We start from the raw sequence: 17721 nt of genomic DNA, 5'->3' as shown, positions 1-17721 counted from the left end.
TACACTAACCCAGCAAAGACCAATAAAATGGCAACGATGGCACGAAGCAGGCGGTTACGGAGCTCCATCAGATGACTGATGAGTGGCTGAGAATCGTTTACAGAAGACATAGTGGCTTGTTCATCAAGGACATAAGGCGTCGCTCTTTATCACTTATCGGTCAACGAGGTGGACGACGTGTTGGTGTTGGTGGCCGTGTCCGGGTCATCGGTGTTACGCGCTGAAGCGGTCGAGGAAGACGCATAAGGATGCTGTACATCGGCGGCTCGCTGTCGCAATGTCTCTACCGATTCTTGCAGCTCCGGGGAGAGATCTTTCATCCCAGCTTGCTCAGCTTTGTGCAAATTGTCTTGCAGCTCTTTGATCTTGAGCTCTTGCTCCAGCTCATCCCGGACCGACCCTGCCATGCGCTTGGCCGCGCCCACCCAACGTGACACATTACGTATCGCAACGGGCAGTCGTTCTGGGCCCAATACCACCAAGCCAATCACGCCGATCAGCACCAGTTCCCAGAAACCAATATCAAACACGGCTTATACCTGCTCTTTGTCTTTTTGCGTTTTTTCGCTTTTCGACGCTTCAGCACGCTCATCAAGCGACGGTGATTCAAAGTCAGCATCTTTGTCACCGCGCTTTTCCTCGTCGTCATGCATCGCTTTTTTAAAGCCTTTTACTGCCGAGCCCAAATCACCGCCCATGTTGCGTAACTTTTTGGTGCCAAACAATAACACTACGATGACGGCAATGATCAGCAGCTGCCAAATACTAATTCCACCCATACCGGTTCCCTTTACTCCGTTTGATTAATCTTATGTGCGCCGCAGTGTAACTGCTATTTATTACAGGTTTTATTACAAAGTCGCCACCCCCACAACCAGAAGATGACCGCTCCTGATGCCGCAATGCCCGGCAGTGTATCGATCCGATTGGCATACAAGATGGTCGCGGTCAGTAATAAGGTGGCGCCAATACCCAACAGATAAGTGGCACGTGAATGGCGCCTCTTAGTCTGCAAATAGCCTTGATAATAGGTGTCTAACCGCTGATTAACTTGTCGCCCCTGGCGTAAGCCGTCGTAAATCAGCTCAGGAATTTCTGGCAGTTTTTCGGCCCAAAACGGTGCTTTTTCTTTGACCGCCGCCCATACCGCTTGCGGTCCGACTTGCTGTTTCATCCACGACTCTAAAAAAGGCTTCGCGGTGGTCCATAAGTCTAGCTGCGGATAGAGCTGACGTCCTAGCCCTTCAATATACAGCAATGTTTTTTGCAGTAAGACCAGCTGTGGTTGCACTTCCATATTAAAGCGGCGTGCCGTGTTGAAGAGGTTTAATAACACGTTACCGAACGAAATTTCACACAGCGGCTTTTCGAAAATCGGCTCGCACACGGTACGAATGGCAAATTCGAAATCATCCACATCGGTGTCATGCGGCACCCAGCCTGAATCGACATGCAGCTCGGCTACTTTGCGGTAGTCGCGATTAAAAAAGGCAATAAAGTTTTCCGCCAGATAACGCTTATCATCACGGTTTAAGGTGCCAACAATACCGCAATCCAGCCCAATCCACTGCGGGTCGTGCGGGTGTTCATACGACACAAATACGTTGCCTGGGTGCATATCCGCATGGAAAAAGCTATCGCGGAATACCTGAGTGAAAAACACTTCAACGCCACGCTCCGCAAGCAGCTTCATGTCTGTACCGTTCGCCTCAAGTGCGTCGATATCTGACACTTGAATGCCGTAGATACGTTCAGACACCATCACGTCTTTGCGACAATAGTCACTAAACACTTCGGGCACATACAAGGCTTGGTCGTTTTCAAAATTACGACGCAGTTGAATGGTATTCGCCGCTTCGCGCATCAAATCCAGTTCATCAAGCAAGGTTTTTTCATATTCGCGGATCACTTCTACCGGCTTTAAACGGCGCGCATCAGGGAGAAAACGCGCCACCAGCCGTGCCACTCGATACATCAGGCGCAAGTCGGCCTGAATGACCGGCAAGATATCGGGACGGATCACCTTAATGACCACTTCGCGACCATTTTCTTTTAAGGTCGCAGTATGGACTTGAGCGATGGATGCGGAGGCTAATGGGTTGGGCTCAAAATCACTGAACCAGGTTTCCAACGGCCCACCCAGTGACGCTTCAATTTGGGTTTTTGCTTTATGGCCATCAAACGGGGCCACTTTGTCTTGCAACTGGGCGAGCTGATTGGCGATATGCGCGGGAAAAAGATCGCGACGCGTCGACATCATTTGCCCGAACTTGACCCATACTGGCCCCAAGCTTTGCATGGCTAAGCGCAAACGCTCGCCCACCGGTTTGTCTGGGTGTTGGTTTTTAAGCCAAAATAGCGACTGACGTCCAAGATGGGCTAACCGCGTCAACGGCTGCCTGGGCAGCAGGGCATCAATGCCGTACAACAATAAGGTGCGAATAATAAAATACAGGCGACGAATCTCACTGAGTGTCATGCGGACTCCATCCGTTCAACTAACTGCTTAACCTTGGCTTCCAACCGCGCCGCATCACTGCGCAGTTCGTCCACTTGATCACTGTATGCCGCCACTTCTAATGGCCCCGGCGCGAGACGCCACTCTTCGGTGATCACCTCTCCTGCATAGCGCTGTTGACGCTGTGTCAGTTGCTGTAACTGCAGCCAACGCTGCTGAGCATGGCTAACGAGGGTATGGGCAACCACATCCCCGGTATAAGGTGACAGCCATTCGGCAACATCAAATTGGATCCCACTGAGCAGTTGCGAGAACTGCTGAGCGACATCCATATCACCATCGAGCATCAATTTATCCGCTTTGATTAACGCGGTAAGGTTGGCTTTTTGCTGCAATTGCGGCAGCGCAGACAGCGAGAGGGATAACGCACAATCTAGCTCACCTTCGTAATGGCTCAATACGTCAATCTGCTGGCCAAAGACAAAAATCCACTGCCGATTAAACTCTTGCAGCGTGACACCAATGGTGCGCCCTTTTAGTCGCGCAAGACGACGTTGGCTATCGGTATCTTTATTAATCACACCATTTAATGCGGTTTCTAGCCCTGCACACAAGAGAGAGTCAAACGCCATACCGGCTCCTTAGAATTTATACCCACGGTGCAGCGCGACAATGCCACCGGTGAGATTGTAATAGCTGGTTTGTTCAAAGCCGGCGTGTTCCATCATGCCTTTCAAAGTTTCTTGATCAGGGTGCATGCGAATTGATTCGGCAAGATAACGATAGCTATCGGGATCATTGACAATCAGCTGTCCCATCTTAGGTAAAATATGGAACGAATACGCGTCATACACTTTCGACAATGGCTTGGCCACCGGCTTAGAAAACTCTAACACCAGTAGGCGTCCTCCCGGTTTGAGCACACGAAACATCGAACGCAAGGCGGCATCTTTATCGGTGACATTGCGAAGCCCAAACGCAATGGTAATGCAGTCAAAGTGATCGTCAGGGAACGGTAGCGCCTCAGCATTGGCCTGCACATAATTCACGTTGCCGACAATGCCCTTATCGCGCAATTTGTCACGACCCACTTTAAGCATCGAGTTATTGATATCCGCGAGGACAACCTCGCCTTGCTCACCCACGATGCGTGAAAACTTGGCGGTCAAATCCCCGGTACCACCGGCTAAATCCAACACTTTTTGTCCTGGGCGTACACCACTGCAATCAATGGTGAAGCGCTTCCATATTCGATGAATGCCCATCGACATCACATCGTTCATCAAATCGTATTTGGCCGCGACCGAATCAAACACATTAGCCACAAGGCTTTCTTTTTCTTGGCGCTTAACTTGTTGGTAGCCAAAATCAATCGTTTCTTGGTCTTGGTGCGAATCTTTCTCTGTCATTGTATTCCCCTAACGTATTGGCCCCAGTTTACTTTATCGCCCATCCCGACTCCAAGCACGCGACCCAGTTTATTGTCATTCTTGCTGTGTGGTGCCAGGATCGGTTTGCTCAACATTGGCCGATTCTCCCGATCCGGGCTCCGTGGCAACACTGGCTAACGCCGGGCTAATATCTCGTTTAACCTCAACCCCTAGCGCTTTAAAGCTCTCCGCTTGGCGCAGAATATTGCCGCGCCCCTGGCTGAGTTTATTCAGCGCACCTTGATAGCTGTCACTGGCTTTGCCCAGCGCACTGCCTAACGCTTCCATGTCGTTGACAAATAATCGCACCTTGTCGTACAGCTTACTCGCCTTTTCAGCGATCTGTTTGGCGTTTTGATTTTGATACTCATAGCGCCATAAGTTATTAATAGTACGAAGGGCCACTAATAAAGTGGTCGGACTGACCAACATAATATTGTTATCCATCGCATCCCGAATCAGGCTCGCATCTGCTTCAACGGCAACCTGAAACGCTGGCTCCACGGGAATAAACATCAGTACGTAGTCCAGTGAGCGCACACCATGGAGCTGATGATAATCTTTCCGGCCTAACCCACGAATATGCTGACGAATCGCCTGAACGTGTTCTTTCAGCGCGGCATCTTGCTCAACCAATGTCTCCGCGTTGTAATAGCGTTCATACGCGACCAAGGCCATTTTGGCATCAACCACCACATCTTTTTCTTGCGGCAGTTTCACCACCACGTCGGGCTGATAGCGCTTACCTTGCTCATTTTCAAAGCTGACTTGGGTTTGATACTCACGCCCTTCTCGCAAGCCTGACTCTTCTAAGATGCGCGCCAATACCACCTCGCCCCAGTTGCCCTGCTGCTTATTATCGCCTTTCAAGGCCTGCGTGAGGTTGTGTGCCTCTTGAGTCATATCCGCATTGAGTTGCTGGAGATTTTTGATTTCATGAATCAGGGTATGCCGCTCTTTTGCTTGTTCACCAAAACTATCGGTGACTTGCTTCTTAAATCCTTCCAACTGCGATTTCAGTGGTCCAAGCAAGTTTTCTAAGCTCATTTTATTTTGCTCATCCACGGACTGAACTTTTTGCTCAAACACCTGATTAGCAAGTTGTTCAAACTGGGTGCGTAATCGCTCCTCGGCATTTTCTAGCAGCGCGTGTTTTTCCTTTGCTGCATTTAACTGCTGCTCTGCACTGGCTTTGACTTCTCGAAGCTCGGCCAACAGTTCAGATTTTTCCTCACGTACGGTATCTAATTTATCGCTTAAATCGTGATTGTGCTGACGCAGTTGCTCCAATTGACGCAGCTTCTCGCTTGCAGACGTTAATTTGCCATAATACTGGCGTAACTCTTGGGTCAAACGATCGCGCTCGACATCCAAGCCATCTAACTCGTGCTGCTGTTGCTCGAGTTGCTGCTGCAATTGTTGTTGTTGCATGTCAGCACTGGTTTGTTGCTGCGTATATTGCGTTTCATACCATTGCTGGTATTGAGCAACAACACGTCGGTGTAGGCCATAACCGAGTCCAAGGGCACTGACKGCGCCAAAAAAAAGGTGAGAATAGGTAAAGCGGAGAATGACAAGCCATCAAGCATAAAACGTTCTCTATTGTGCGGTCATTGGTGTCAGCAAAGGCTAATGGGATACTGGATAGATGTCCAGTCTATCTCGGTCAGTCGCAATGGCGTAGACTGCCTGGAATCACAGGCACCACGGCAAGGAAGCAATATGGATAACGAGCGCAAGGCACTGATCTTTGCTTTATCGGCTGTGCTGCTCTGGTCAACGGTAGCAACCGCATTCAAAATCACTTTGAGCTATATGACACCGATTCAAATGTTAGCCGCGGCCAGCGTGGTGTCAGTGGTGATTTTAACCGTTATTGCCGCTGTGCAAGGAAAGCTTCACGCGCTGTGGCCAACCTTTCGGCGTCGACCCGGTTATTATTGTTTGTTAGGGATGATTAACCCGTTCATTTACTACTTGGTGCTGTTCAAAGCCTACGATCTGCTACCGGCCTCCTTGGCGCAGCCTTTAAATTACAGCTGGGCCATCACGCTCACATTAATGGCAGCATTGTTTTTAGGGCAAACCATTCGTCGCCAAGATTGGATTGCGGCGGCATTGGGCTATTTTGGCGTGGTGGTGATCGCTACGAAGGGCCAGCTTTTATCGCTACAGTTCGATAGCCCGCTTGGCATTGGCTTGGCGTTGCTCTCAACCTTACTGTGGGCAGGCTTTTGGGTCCTTAATACCAAAAACCCTGCGGATCCTGTACTCGGCATTTTACTCTGTTTTATTCTGTCATTGCCCCTGTCTTTACTATTAGCCGGATTAACCAGCTCATGGCAAGGGATCCCTTGGCAAGGATGGCTAGCAGTCAGTTACGTGGGGCTGTTCGAAATGGGGATAACCTTTATGCTGTGGCTAAGCGCGATGAAATATACCCAGAACACCTCTCGGATCAGTAATCTGATTTTTATTTCGCCCTTTATCTCTTTGGTGTTACTGGCCACCATTATTGGCGAGACCATCCATATTAGTACACTCGTCGGGCTGAGCTTTATTGTGGTTGGGTTACTGATTCAACAACGATCCCCCAAAAAGCATAAAAAATCTACCGCTAGCGCGTAATCCGTTTATGTGGGCGCCAATGCCGTCGACGGAGACCGGCGCCCGTTGCACGGCGCCCGTTGCACGACGCCCGTTGCACGGCGCCAATCAGCATTAACGTATTTTACGCTGGATCATATATTGATATAGCTCGTCAGCCGATAAGCCGTCTTGTTCCAAGCCTTGGGTAATTTCTTCGATGCGTTCAGCACGACGATCTTCAATCACCTGATTAAATTGATAAACCAGCTCGCGTAAATATTTGAGCGGCACTTGATGGGCGGCGCTACGGACACGCTCTTCACTTTGGCTGCCTAACTCTGCCAATAATTTACCAAACATGATTTTTTCCGGCGATTCCTCAAGTTGCTCAAGGACGCGCGCCATTTCGATTGTCGATAATGACATAGTGTATAACTGACCTTTGGATATAAAACGAAAAGGAATGAGCGTTAATTCGATTTGCTTAGTAAATATACTCTGAACCACGCACGTTTAGCAAAATAAAAAAACGCTGGCCGAGGCCAGCGAAAAGGGATGATGGGTTGTCGAGACCCCTGCGTTTTTCACGTCTTATTATTGTTTGCCAACTGATACGTTGTTTTATTGATTATTTAGCTTTTTACCGCTTTGGCATGCCATTGTTTTCCTTTCGGTGACCATAAAATAATCAGCCCAGGGACTAATAACCACATATGCACCGTCATCAAGTCACTAGCTGACAAGCCCAGACGCTGGGTTAAGCTGACTAATAGCCCCGCGCCACTCATTTGGAATAAACCCAGCAATGCTGCCGCTGTACCCGCGCGATCAGAAAATGGAGCCAACGCCGCCCCGGCTGACGCGCCCAATACCCAGGCAAACCCGAATGAAGAGGTGAAAATCGGCAACATAAAGGCCCAAGGTGCAGCAATGGGACTGAGCGCCAACATCAATCCGCCCGATCCCACCAGCATCATCAAGCCAATATTCAATGCTCGGCGGCTACCAAATTTTTGCATATAGCGCGGCCCCAGCATCGCCGCGGCAATATTTAATGCTGCGTTAGCGCCAAACCAAAAGGTGAAGCTATTCATTGAGATGCCATACCTGTCCATTAGCAGTACAGGTGCAGACGTCACGTAAGCGAGGATCACCGCCATCGCGAGCATGCAAAGGGTAATGTGGTAAGTAAAGGTCGGTACGCGAAGTACCTGCCAATAGCGGCGTAAGCTGAATAGACGCCCCGACGTGTCCGTATGAGAGGGCCGCGTCTCAGGTAAAAAGACAATAACCAGCACTAATCCGAGTACGGCATAACCAAGCATAAAAGTAAAATTGGCTCGCCAGTCAAAAATTTGAGTTAACCAGCTGCCTAAAAGCGGAGCTAAGGCCGGGACAAAACAAATAGCACCATTTAGGTAGCTAATCATATGCCCGCTTCGTTCGGCACCAAAGCGATCTCGGACGGCAGCAAAGGCACAAACGGAAGTTGCGCACGCGCCAAAGCCTTGCAGCAGACGTGCCACCAACATCATATCCATAGAGGTTGCTAACCATGCCATCAAAGAGCTAAGGCCATAAAGGGAAATACCAATAACCGCCACAGGTTTACGACCAAAGCGATCGGCTAACGGCCCCGCAAACAGCTGACCGAGACCTAAGCTAAACATAAACCAGGTCACCGTATCTTGAGCCAAGGTGGGACTCACATTAAAGTCACCCGCCATATGTGATAGTGCAGGTAGGTAAATATCAATCGCCATCGGGCTAAACAGCACCAGTAACACCATCAAGGCGACCAGTAAGCGATTTGATGTCGGTGAATCAGCGTGCGTCATTAGTTACTCCTCTATACAGGCACGCAGTATAGTGGCTTCAGGATATGAACCATAATGGTTTATAGTAAAAGCAGTTATTCCTATGGAGAATAGTTAGTATGGATTTAAGCCAGCTGCAACGCACCGATCTCAATTTATTAGTGTGCTTACTTGTGCTTTTGGAAGAGTGCAATGTCACCGGCACCGCTAAACGCCTGCATTTAAGCCAATCTGCGGTGAGTAAAAATCTGGCCCGGCTAAGAGAGCAATTTAACGATCCGCTTTTTACTCGAGCAGCCCACGGCCTAAAACCCACGGTCCGCGCGCAAACCTTGCAACCTAAATTACGCGCTTTGCTCAATGATATCGCGGCGATGACCGAGCCCGACCATTTTCAGCCACACTTGAGTGACCGCTGTTTTCGCTTTGCCCTCGTCGAAAGTGCCTACCCATTACTGTTGCCCCAATTTATTGGCGACATGTTAGAAGCCGCCCCATCGATCACTCTCAATACCGCGGCTTGGGATCAAACCACTTTTGATGGTCTCGCCCGTGGCAATATCGACTTTGGTATTACCGGCAAAGATTTAAATCCCGCTGATGCCATGCTGACGCTTATGCCGCCAAAGGGCGTGCGCTACCAAGAACTTTGTCAAGATCATCAGTGTGTGCTGATGCGCGCTGATCATCCTGCGCTCAAGGGGCCGTGGGATGAGGCGCGTTACCTTGGACTGCGACATGTACAGGTGAAATGTGATGGAAATGATCGTTGGCTGTTGGACTATAAACTGGCAGAGCGTAATATTGAGCGTGACATTGCCATGTACGTGCCAGATTTTAACAGTGCGGCGAGCCTGTGTACCTATACCGACCTGGTGTTTACCTCACCAAGCCAGTTTGCGCATTATATTGCCGCGTCGCTCAATTTGGTGGTGCGGCCGTTACCGACGCCAATCCCACCGATGGCATACACCTTGTTTTGGCATCAAAATCAAGAAAATGACCCAGGGCATCAATGGCTGAAAGATTTAATCATCTCGCGCTGTCAGCAGTTTAGTCCGGCGAAATTGCAGCCTATCGCCCATCGCGCTAGGGTCTAACCCACTGGCTTTTCACGCGTGGCCGAACATGGCGAGTTCACCTAATACAAAGAAGGAAGAATAATGGACGCGACTCTTACCAAGCGTATTGAACAGCTCAGACACTGGCTGGCTCAACACGACTATGACGCCCTACTCATCCCCCATGAAGACGAATACCTCGGCGAGTATGTGCCTGAGCACAACGAGCGCCTCCATTGGGCTACTGGATTTACCGGCTCCGCAGGGGCTGCCGTAATCACCCGCGACAAGGCGGCGATTTTTGTTGATGGCCGCTATGTGGTTCAAGTCCGTAAACAAGTGCCTGCAGGCCTGTTTGACTACTGCCATCTAATTGATGAGCACCGGTGCAATGGGCCCAGCAACAATTACCAAAAGGGGCCAAGCTTGCTATCGATGCTCGCATGCATAGCGCTGCGTGGTACAAATGCACGCAACGTGCTCTGGATGGGGCTTTGGCGCTGGTGAGCGTTGAACAAAACCCAATTGAAAGCTTGTGGGACGATCGCCCCGCCCCGCTTAATAGCCCCGCCATTTTACTGGGTGAAGAGAAAACCGGACGCGCCAGCTTGGACAAACGTCAAACTATTGGCCAACTGCTGGCCGATCAGAATCTTGATGCCGCGGTACTCACTCAACCAGATGCTGTGTGTTGGCTACTCAATATCCGTGGCCGCGATATCCCACGTTTGCCCGTGGTGCTGACCCAAGCAATCATCAAGCAATCCGGTGATGTGACGGTGTTTATCGACCCCGCCCGTCTGCCCGAAGGCTTTGCTGCTCACGTAGGCCAAGGCGTGAGCGTCGCGCACCCAGACAGCATGGTTGATGCCCTGCAAGCGCTGCATGGTCAACGTGTATTGGTCGACCCAAACGGTGCCAATGCGTGGACACTGGACACTCTCCAACAAGCGCAAGTCACCGTCGTGGAAGCGCAAGACCCGTGTGCGCTTGAAAAGGCGGCCAAGAACCCGCAAGAAATCGCCGGCATGCAAGCCTGTCACGTGCGCGATGGGGTTGCCGTGACTCGCTTTTTGGCCTGGTTTGACCGTCAAGTCGACGCAGGTGAACGCCTGATGAAGCCGTGCTCGCAGACACCCTGTATCAATTCCGCCAACAAGATGATCAGCTGGTCGACTTAAGCTTTGATACCATTTCCGCCGCCGGTGGCAATGCCGCCATGTGTCACTATAACCACAACAATCAGCCCAAGCCGAGCGTGATTGAAAGCAATAACGTCTACTTGGTCGACTCAGGCGGCCAATACTATGACGGCACCACCGACATTACCCGTACCGTGCCGGTGGGCGAGTGCAGCGCTGAGGTCAAAAAGGCCTTTACGCTGGTGCTTAAAGGACATATCGCGCTGGCTACCGCGCTGTTCCCGAAAGGGACATCAGGCAGCCAGCTTGATGCCTTAGCGCGCCAATATTTGTGGCAACACGGCTATGATTTTGACCATGGCACCGGTCACGGTGTGGGGCATTTCTTGGACGTGCACGAAGGTCCGCAGCGCATTTCTAAAGCGCCCAACAGCGTCGCGCTATTGCCGGGCATGGTGGTGTCAAACGAGCCGGGCTACTATCGCGCCGAGGCGTTTGGGATCCGGATTGAAAACCTCGAATTGATTGAAGAAAAGCCCACTGAGGGCGACATGACGATGCTCGGGTTTGCTTCACTCACGCGTGCGCCGATCGATCGTCGTTTGGTCGATGTCAGCTTACTCAGCGAGGCGGAGATCCAGTGGTGGAATCGCTATCATCAAACCGTGTGGGATGAAGTTAGCCCCCATTTAGATGATCAAGACCAGGCTTGGTTAAAACAAGCGACCGCGCCGCTAAGCCGTTAAGCCGCGTCTTATCCGAGTGTGAAAAGATGCGGGTGTGAAAAGATGAAAAGCGTCCAGTTGGACGCTTTTTTATTCCCCTTTCAGGCTTTCTCAACCGCTTTGGGCGAAAAACCGCGCAAGGTGGTATTGCCAATGCAAATCACTGGGACACCCCGCGAGCCTGTTGCCGCCAGCAGCTTCTTGCCTTTGGGCGTAGCCGTATCGACAACACGATAACGTAGCCCTTTTTTATCCAAGTAAGCTTTGGCCGCCTCACAGTGCGGACAGCGCGGGCCCACATATACAGTAATACGTTTCATGCCCGCATTGTCGCTAACCCGCTGCCGTTTGTGAAGCCATTTGCGCCTGACGCGCGATATCGTAGATGTTATCCCAATCTTTCCATACCACCTCAAAACCGAGGGCACGAACGCTGGTGGCCACCTCTGCCGCACTGCGCTCATCACTGATGGCAAACTGCTCCAGTTGTGGCTCAGGGTTGGCATAACCGCCCGGTTGGGTTTTTGACGCCGCGGATAAGCTCGTGACCCCAAGCGGTAACACATTGTCGCGAAAGTGGGGTGACTCTCGCGTCGACAGCGACAGTTCCACCTGCGGATTCCACAATCGGTAGGCGCAAATCAGCTGAACCAGCTGCTTGTCGGTCATCACCGATTTCGGCTGCAAGGTGCCCGCGCAAGGGCGTAAGCGTGGAAAGGAAATCGAATAACGACTTTGCCAGTAGCGCTTTTCTAGGTAATCAAGGTGCTGGGCAGTAAAAAAGCTATCGGTACGCCAGTCCTCAAGGCCAATTAATGCGCCAAGGCCGATTTTATCGACCCCTGCTTGCGCCAATCTGTCTGGGGTTTGCAGTCGATAGTGAAAGTCGGCTTTATTCCCGCGCTTGTGGTGTTCCCCATAGGTTGGAGCGTGGTAGGTTTCTTGATACACCATCACCGCATCCACCCCCTTTGCCACCAAGGCGCGATAGGCCTCGATATCCAGCGGCTGAACCTCCATCGCCACATGATGAAAGTATCGCTTCACCACCGGTAAGGCGCGGAGAAAATAATCAAGCCCTACCTTGGTCTCATGCTCACCGGTCACCAAGAGCACACTGTCAAAGCCCATTTTTTTTATCGCTTCACACTCGGCAGCGATCTCGGCTTCATCCAGCGTGCGCCGTTTGATTCGGTTTTCCATCGAAAAACCGCAATAGGTACACACGTTGGCGCACAAATTGGAGAGATACAGCGGAATATAAAACCCCATGGTGTAGCCAAACCGCTGCCGCGTCAGCGCCGCAGATTGCTGAGCCATGGCCTCAAGGTAGGCTTCAGCGGCTGGGCTGATAAGGGCGGCGAAGTCGTCCAAATTGCGCGAGGGATTGGCCAGCGCCCGCTCCACATCAACACGCGTTTTGCTGTAAATCGACAGGCGAAGATGATCCCAATCGAGTGCCGCCCACCGCTCAGAAAAGCTCATGACGCCTCCTCGGTCTCGAGAAACGCGGTTAACGGACTGGACGCGTGGGCGTGATGTTGCGTGCCTGCGAGTCCAGCCAGGTACGCACCTCTTCCCCCCTCAACCGCTTGTTTAAACGCCACGCCCATGGCAATTGGATCGCCTGCTGTGGCAATCGCGGTATTGACCAACACCGCATCGGCACCGCGCTCCATGCTAGCGCCGCATCTGACGGCGCGCTATCCCAGCATCAATAATCACCGGCACTCGGGCTTGCTCGATAATGATGTCGAGAAACGCCATTGAGGCCAGTCCTTGGTTGGAACCAATCGGTGAACCAAGGGGCATCACCGCCGCGCACCCCACCTCTTCCAAACGCTTACACAGCACAGGATCGGCATGACAATATGGCAGCACCACAAAACCCTCATCCACAAGGGTTTTCGCCGCTTGAAGGGTCTCAATCGGGTCAGGCATTAAGTATTTAGGGTCGGGGTGAATTTCCAACTTCACCCAGCGCGTTCCCAATGCTTCTCGGGCAAGACGCGCGGCAAACACCGCTTCTTGCGCATTTTTAGCGCCCGATGTATTGGGCAACAGGCGCACACCTAGCTCGCGCAGCGGGGTTAAAATATCGTCTTGCACAGCATGAACATCCACTCGCTTTAGCGCCATGGTGACCAGTTCAGTGCCGCTGGCTGCTAGCGATTCGGCCATAGTCTCGCGACTGGCAAACTTGCCGGTGCCGGTTAACAGCCGAGATGAAAACGTCGTATCCGCAATAGTAAGCATAATTATCCTCCGGCAATCGCTTGAAAGACCGCCAAGCTATCGCCAGCAGTGAGTGACGTGGATGACCAAGCATCACGCGCAATAATGGTCTGATTCAGCGCGACGGCGACCGACTCGGTCGGCACCTTCATCTCCTCAATCAATTGTGCGACGGTCGTGGCATTCACCTCTGTGGGCGTGTCATTAATGATTAACTGCATCACTTACCTCCCGCTTTGGCTGACAAACCGCACAGTGCGGATGCACCGACAGCGAAAAGTGCTGCCATGTCATAGTTTGTCCATCAAACCGTGACAAGCGATTGGTCCCGACCGCCTGCCCTAATAACAGCTTTATTCCTTCCAGCGCTTGCGCGGTGGCCATCATGCCGACTACCGGCCCCATTACCCCGGCTTCTGCACAGCGCGTGGGTTCAGAAAGCGTCACATCCGCAAAGGCACACGCATAACACGCGCTATCCGGCTGATAAACCAATAACTGGCCTTGCCAACCGATCGCGGCCGCGCTCACCAACGGCGTGCTAGCCTGTACACAGGCTTGGTTAACCGCATGGCGGGTGGCTAGATTATCACTGCAATCGAGAACCACATCCGCCATCGCCACTTCTAACGCCAGCCGCTCACCTTCCAGATAGGCATTGATCGCGCGGCACTGGCAGTCTGGGTTCAGCGCGCCCAAGTTAGCGGCTAGCGCTGCGGCTTTATCAGTGCCGATTTGCGCGTCCCGATACGCCACCTGACGCGCCAAATTAGATAGCTCAATGTGGTCCGAATCAGCAATCGCTAACTGTCCCACGCCAGCACCTGCGAGGTAGAGGCCAGCGGTAGTTCCCAGCCCACCGGCACCGACCATCAACACACGCGCATTTTTAAGCGCCTGCTGTCCGCTCTCACCGACTTCTGGCAGCATGATTTGCCGGCTGTAGCGCAGGTATTCATTGTCCGATAGCATCACGCCCTCCTTGTTGATCAGATTGTCGATAAGTCGGCTCACTAAGACATTGGTTAAATGCCTCTATGCGCGCGGCTAAATCGGGCGCTTGTGTCACGGCACGCACCACCGCAATGGCATCCACGCCGGTGCGCCAGACTTCGGGGGCACGGTCAAGATCAATACCGCCAATCGCCACGGTCGGGAAGCGTCCATTCAGCGCGGCAACCTGCTCTGCCAACGCCGATGCCCCTTGCGGCGGCTCGGCGAGTTGTTTGGTGGTGGTGGGAAAAATATGGCCGATAGCAATATAGCTTGGCGAAAGATCAACCGCTGCGGCGAGCTGTTCAGGGCTGCGTGTCGACACGCCGAGGCGCACTCTTTGCCGAGCAAGCCGGTCAAGGTCCGCCTCTTGTAAGTCTTGTTGCCCCAGATGGACGCCATAGGCGCCTGCCTCAAGCGCGAGCTGCCAATGGTCGTTGATAAACACCTGCGCGTGGTGCACATTGCCTAACGCCACCGCACGCTGCACCCAGTAAGCCAACTGTGGGTGCTCCGCTTGCTTGACGCGCAGCTGCACGGTTTTAACACCCAGGCGGAGTAGGCGCTCCAGCAAATCCACGTCGTCGACCACCGGATATAATGGGCCTATGCCGTCTGACATAGGCGCAAACGGGGTCAGCTCATGATTCCACCTTATCGCTATCTTGCACCTCAGTGCCTTGTTGTGGCTGATGATGGGATTTTTGAAGGTAGAGCTCACTGCCCTTGTCACGAAACTCTTGCGATTTTTGCTGCATGCCCGCTAATGGGTCTTCCAGCATGGTGACATCAATCGCTTGACCCGCGGCGGCATAACCGTTTTCTTTGGCGTAGTCCCGCACTTCTTGGCTGATTTTCATGGAGCAGAACTTCGGCCCACACATCGAGCAAAAATGCGCGACCTTGCCTGATTCTTGGGGCAGGGTTTCGTCGTGATAAGCGCGTGCCGTAAAGGGGTCAAGCGCGAGGTTGAACTGATCTTCCCAGCGGAATTCAAAGCGCGCTTTGGAAATCGCGTTATCACGTACCTGCGCGCCCGGATGTCCTTTGGCTAGATCCGCAGCATGCGCGCAAAGCTTGTAAGTGATCATGCCCGTTTTGACATCTTCTTTGTTCGGCAAGCCCAAATGTTCTTTGGGGGTGACATAGCACAGCATGGCGCACCCAAACCAACCAATCATCGCCGCACCAATACCGGAGGTAATGTGGTCATACCCGGGCGCAATATCGGTAGTCAGCGGGCCTAAAGTATAGAAAGGCGCTTCATGACAATGAGTAAGCTGCTCATCCATGTTCTCTTTGATCATGTGCATGGGCACATGGCCGGGGCCTTCAATCATCACCTGCACATCGTATTCCCATGCCACCTTGGTGAGCTCGCCGAGAGTGCGTAATTCACTGAACTGGGCTTCGTCATTAGCGTCAGCCACCGAGCCGGGGCGCAATCCATCGCCCAGTGACAAAGACACGTCGTAAGCGGCACAAATTTCGCAAATTTCGCGGAAGTGGGTATACAGGAAGCTCTCTTGATGATAGGCCAAACACCATTTGGCAATAATCGAACCACCGCGTGAGACAATACCGGTCACACGATTAGCCGTCATTGGCACATAGTGCAAACGCACCCCAGCATGAATGGTGAAGTAATCCACCCCCTGCTCGGCTTGCTCAATCAAGGTATCGCGCATCACTTCCCAGGTGAGATCTTCGGCAACGCCGTTAACTTTTTCCAGTGCTTGGTACATAGGGACGGTACCAATCGGAACCGGGCTATTGCGCAAAATCCACTCGCGGGTTTCGTGAATATTACGCCCTGTCGACAGATCCATCACCGTATCCGCGCCCCAACGGGTCGCCCACACCAATTTTTCAGTTTCTTCTTCAATTGAGGAGCTCACTGCCGAGTTACCAATATTGGCATTCACTTTCACTAGAAAGTTACGCCCAATGATCATCGGCTCCGCTTCTGGGTGGTTAATGTTGGCAGGAATAATCGCACGCCCTTCGGCAACCTCTTGGCGCACAAATTCAGGGGTGATGTTTGATGGTAAATGCGCGCCAAAGCTTTCCCCTGGATGCTGGCGATTTAGCTGCTCTTCACGATACTGCTGGCGCCCCATGTTTCCCGGATAGCGATAAATTTCATCTCTGAGGTGATAATACCCTGGCGTGCGTAGTGAAGTTGGGTCACACATTGGTTAGGTTTCGCCCGACGGATAGGTGGTAAGGCGCTAAAGCGAAGATCATCTAAGGTTTCATCACTGAGGCGAGTATGCGCATAGTCTGAGCTCACCGCATCGAGGAACTCGGTATCGGCACGCTCATCGATCCAGAGTTTCCTTACGGGCGCTAAGCCTTGATAAATATCGATGTGGGTGTCTGGGTCGGTATAGGGTCCTGATGTGTCATAGACCCGAATGGATTCGTTCTCTTCGTACTGTGGGTTTTCTTTGCTACCGCCGACAAAGGTCGGGGAAAGGTGAATCTCTCGCATACCCACTCGAAGATCCGGGCGGCTTCCTTCTACATAGGTCTTTGCTGAGCTAGGATACGCTTCGGCAGAGAGGGAATCGATAAAGGATTTGGCCTCAAGACGGGCCTGTTTACGGGTCGACATAGCATTACTCCGGTGTTCATTATGGGAATTAATGCTTGCCGGAAAACGCTGAATTTGAGATGTGAGCAAAATGGCAGACGGGTTACGTCTGTGATCTGAAGCATCTCTTGTTCCCTTCGCTGGTCTTAACCAGATCAGGTTCAACGGATCCCACTTTATGTGGTCTCAGCCAATTGGCACTCCGACAAGTTCAACCTCAGTATAAGAAATCACCGCCGCAACAACAAGCGACGTAATAGGATGTTTTTCACTTATCCAGTGATGCGCCCCAGCAGCCAGGCTCCCATCGCCGCCGCACCCAGGCACAACGCGAGATTCAGCCCAACGTTGAGCAAGGCTTTCACCGTCTCACCATGCTGGAACAGCATCAAGGTATCCACAGAGAAAGTCGAGAAGGTGGTAAAGGCGCCTAAAAAACCAATGGACAATGAGCTGACGCCAAGGCACAGGCGCGATCAATTCTTGGCTCATGGCTGCTAAAAAGACGCCCATCGCTAATGAGCCCAGCACATTGACCATCAAGGTCCCGTACGGGAATCCACGGCCAAGTACGGCTACGCTCCACTCTGAGACTAAAAAGCGCGATGAAGCCCCTAATGCACCACCAAGCCCGACCCATAATATGCTAATCACTGGGTGCTCCTTTCGATCGAT

15 protein-coding genes, 5 pseudogenes and 1 riboswitch are annotated in these 17721 nt (G+C 52.1%); of the genes and pseudogenes, 3 read left to right on the top strand and 17 right to left on the bottom strand.

Annotated elements, in window-relative coordinates:
* The 7 genes and pseudogenes from DZ54_RS24670 to rmuC all read right to left on the bottom strand — a co-directional run.
* A pseudogene (locus tag DZ54_RS24670) lies at positions 1-110 on the bottom strand (Sec-independent protein translocase subunit TatC); the annotation flags it as partial.
* A 39-nt stretch (positions 111-149) separates the two neighbouring features.
* Complete coding sequence (gene tatB, locus DZ54_RS0104165) at positions 150-530, bottom strand: Sec-independent protein translocase protein TatB (protein WP_025673188.1); 381 nt, start codon at positions 528-530, stop codon at positions 150-152.
* A 3-nt stretch (positions 531-533) separates the two neighbouring features.
* Complete coding sequence (gene tatA / locus DZ54_RS0104160) at positions 534-779, bottom strand: Sec-independent protein translocase subunit TatA (RefSeq protein WP_025673187.1); 246 nt, start codon at positions 777-779, stop codon at positions 534-536.
* A gap of 53 nt (positions 780-832) precedes the next feature.
* Entirely contained in the window at positions 833-2479 is a 1647-nt protein-coding gene (gene ubiB, locus DZ54_RS0104155) for a ubiquinone biosynthesis regulatory protein kinase UbiB (protein ID WP_025673186.1), read from the bottom strand.
* A complete protein-coding gene (locus tag DZ54_RS0104150; RefSeq protein ID WP_025673185.1) occupies positions 2476-3090 on the bottom strand; it encodes a ubiquinone biosynthesis accessory factor UbiJ in 615 nt (204 codons plus the stop codon). Before DZ54_RS0104150 ends, ubiB begins: the two co-directional genes overlap by 4 nt.
* Positions 3091-3099: 9 nt before the next feature.
* Entirely contained in the window at positions 3100-3867 is a 768-nt protein-coding gene (gene ubiE / locus DZ54_RS0104145; RefSeq protein WP_025673184.1) for a bifunctional demethylmenaquinone methyltransferase/2-methoxy-6-polyprenyl-1,4-benzoquinol methylase UbiE, read from the bottom strand.
* 75 nt (positions 3868-3942) lie between these two features.
* Complete coding sequence (gene rmuC, locus DZ54_RS0104140; RefSeq protein ID WP_037353527.1) at positions 3943-5460, bottom strand: DNA recombination protein RmuC; 1518 nt, start codon at positions 5458-5460, stop codon at positions 3943-3945.
* Between the two features lie 150 nt (positions 5461-5610).
* Here rmuC and DZ54_RS0104135 point away from each other — a divergent pair, with 150 nt between their 5' ends.
* A complete protein-coding gene (locus DZ54_RS0104135; protein ID WP_025673182.1) occupies positions 5611-6516 on the top strand; it encodes a DMT family transporter in 906 nt (301 codons plus the stop codon).
* A 93-nt stretch (positions 6517-6609) separates the two neighbouring features.
* Here DZ54_RS0104135 and tsrA read toward each other — a convergent pair whose 3' ends face one another.
* Both tsrA and DZ54_RS0104125 read right to left on the bottom strand, forming a co-directional pair.
* Positions 6610-6903 carry an H-NS-like global regulator TsrA gene (gene tsrA, locus DZ54_RS0104130; protein ID WP_025673181.1) on the bottom strand — a complete coding sequence of 98 codons (294 nt, stop codon included), beginning with the start codon at positions 6901-6903 and terminating at the stop codon, positions 6610-6612.
* Positions 6904-7109: 206 nt separating this feature from the next.
* Entirely contained in the window at positions 7110-8315 is a 1206-nt protein-coding gene (locus DZ54_RS0104125) for a multidrug effflux MFS transporter (RefSeq protein ID WP_025673180.1), read from the bottom strand.
* Positions 8316-8413: 98 nt separating this feature from the next.
* On the opposite strand from DZ54_RS0104125, the gene DZ54_RS0104120 reads away from it, so the two are divergent.
* Positions 8414-9394, top strand: a complete 981-nt coding sequence (locus tag DZ54_RS0104120) for a LysR family transcriptional regulator (protein WP_025673179.1) — start codon at positions 8414-8416, stop codon at positions 9392-9394.
* 63 nt (positions 9395-9457) lie between these two features.
* Positions 9458-11243 (top strand): annotated as a pseudogene (locus tag DZ54_RS18980) (aminopeptidase P family protein).
* Positions 11244-11323: 80 nt separating this feature from the next.
* Here the strand turns inward: DZ54_RS18980 and DZ54_RS18975 are convergent.
* The 8 genes and pseudogenes from DZ54_RS18975 to crcB form a co-directional block, all read right to left on the bottom strand.
* The gene (locus DZ54_RS18975) at positions 11324-11542 is read right to left on the bottom strand and encodes a glutaredoxin family protein (protein WP_037353524.1); all 219 of its coding nucleotides are present in this window, start codon (positions 11540-11542) and stop codon (positions 11324-11326) included.
* Between the two features lie 13 nt (positions 11543-11555).
* The gene (gene thiH / locus DZ54_RS0104105; protein WP_025673178.1) at positions 11556-12707 is read right to left on the bottom strand and encodes a 2-iminoacetate synthase ThiH; all 1152 of its coding nucleotides are present in this window, start codon (positions 12705-12707) and stop codon (positions 11556-11558) included.
* A pseudogene (locus tag DZ54_RS18970) lies at positions 12704-13478 on the bottom strand (thiazole synthase). The gene thiH and the pseudogene DZ54_RS18970 overlap by 4 nt, the downstream one beginning before the upstream one ends.
* 2 nt (positions 13479-13480) lie before the next feature.
* Positions 13481-13678 (bottom strand): sulfur carrier protein ThiS, encoded by a 198-nt coding sequence (gene thiS / locus DZ54_RS0104095; protein WP_025673177.1) that lies wholly within the window; start codon positions 13676-13678, stop codon positions 13481-13483.
* A complete protein-coding gene (locus tag DZ54_RS0104090; RefSeq protein ID WP_025673176.1) occupies positions 13662-14429 on the bottom strand; it encodes a HesA/MoeB/ThiF family protein in 768 nt (255 codons plus the stop codon). Before DZ54_RS0104090 ends, thiS begins: the two co-directional genes overlap by 17 nt.
* The gene (thiE, locus tag DZ54_RS0104085) at positions 14413-15072 is read right to left on the bottom strand and encodes a thiamine phosphate synthase (RefSeq protein WP_037353521.1); all 660 of its coding nucleotides are present in this window, start codon (positions 15070-15072) and stop codon (positions 14413-14415) included. The genes DZ54_RS0104090 and thiE overlap by 17 nt, the downstream gene beginning before the upstream one ends.
* Before the next feature lie 19 nt (positions 15073-15091).
* Positions 15092-17067 (bottom strand): annotated as a pseudogene (gene thiC / locus DZ54_RS18965) (phosphomethylpyrimidine synthase ThiC).
* 94 nt (positions 17068-17161) lie between these two features.
* Positions 17162-17261, bottom strand: a riboswitch (TPP riboswitch).
* A 57-nt stretch (positions 17262-17318) separates the two neighbouring features.
* Positions 17319-17700: pseudogene (gene crcB, locus DZ54_RS18960) on the bottom strand (fluoride efflux transporter CrcB).
* Between the last annotated feature and the right edge of the window lie 21 nt (positions 17701-17721).

Source organism: Salinivibrio socompensis S35 (assembly GCF_000513715.1).
Lineage (GTDB): Bacteria > Pseudomonadota > Gammaproteobacteria > Enterobacterales > Vibrionaceae > Salinivibrio > Salinivibrio socompensis.
The sequence above is the reverse complement of the archived record's forward strand: the minus strand, read 5'-3'. Positions and strand labels throughout refer to the sequence as shown.

Bases quoted from the DNA above. Each gene is read 5' to 3' on its own strand.
- tatA (WP_025673187.1), bottom strand. From the start codon at position 779: ATGGGTGGAATTAGTATTTGGCAGCTGCTGATCATTGCCGTCATCGTA.
- ubiB (WP_025673186.1), bottom strand. From the start codon at position 2,479: ATGACACTCAGTGAGATTCGTCGCCTGTATTTTATTATTCGCACCTTA.
- DZ54_RS0104150 (WP_025673185.1), bottom strand. From the start codon at position 3,090: ATGGCGTTTGACTCTCTCTTGTGTGCAGGGCTAGAAACCGCATTAAAT.
- ubiE (WP_025673184.1), bottom strand. From the start codon at position 3,867: ATGACAGAGAAAGATTCGCACCAAGACCAAGAAACGATTGATTTTGGC.
- DZ54_RS0104135 (WP_025673182.1), top strand. From the start codon at position 5,611: ATGGATAACGAGCGCAAGGCACTGATCTTTGCTTTATCGGCTGTGCTG.
- tsrA (WP_025673181.1), bottom strand. From the start codon at position 6,903: ATGTCATTATCGACAATCGAAATGGCGCGCGTCCTTGAGCAACTTGAG.
- DZ54_RS0104125 (WP_025673180.1), bottom strand. From the start codon at position 8,315: ATGACGCACGCTGATTCACCGACATCAAATCGCTTACTGGTCGCCTTG.
- DZ54_RS0104120 (WP_025673179.1), top strand. From the start codon at position 8,414: ATGGATTTAAGCCAGCTGCAACGCACCGATCTCAATTTATTAGTGTGC.
- DZ54_RS18975 (WP_037353524.1), bottom strand. From the start codon at position 11,542: ATGAAACGTATTACTGTATATGTGGGCCCGCGCTGTCCGCACTGTGAG.
- thiH (WP_025673178.1), bottom strand. From the start codon at position 12,707: ATGAGCTTTTCTGAGCGGTGGGCGGCACTCGATTGGGATCATCTTCGC.
- thiS (WP_025673177.1), bottom strand. From the start codon at position 13,678: ATGCAGTTAATCATTAATGACACGCCCACAGAGGTGAATGCCACGACC.
- DZ54_RS0104090 (WP_025673176.1), bottom strand. From the start codon at position 14,429: ATGCTATCGGACAATGAATACCTGCGCTACAGCCGGCAAATCATGCTG.
- thiE (WP_037353521.1), bottom strand. From the start codon at position 15,072: ATGTCAGACGGCATAGGCCCATTATATCCGGTGGTCGACGACGTGGAT.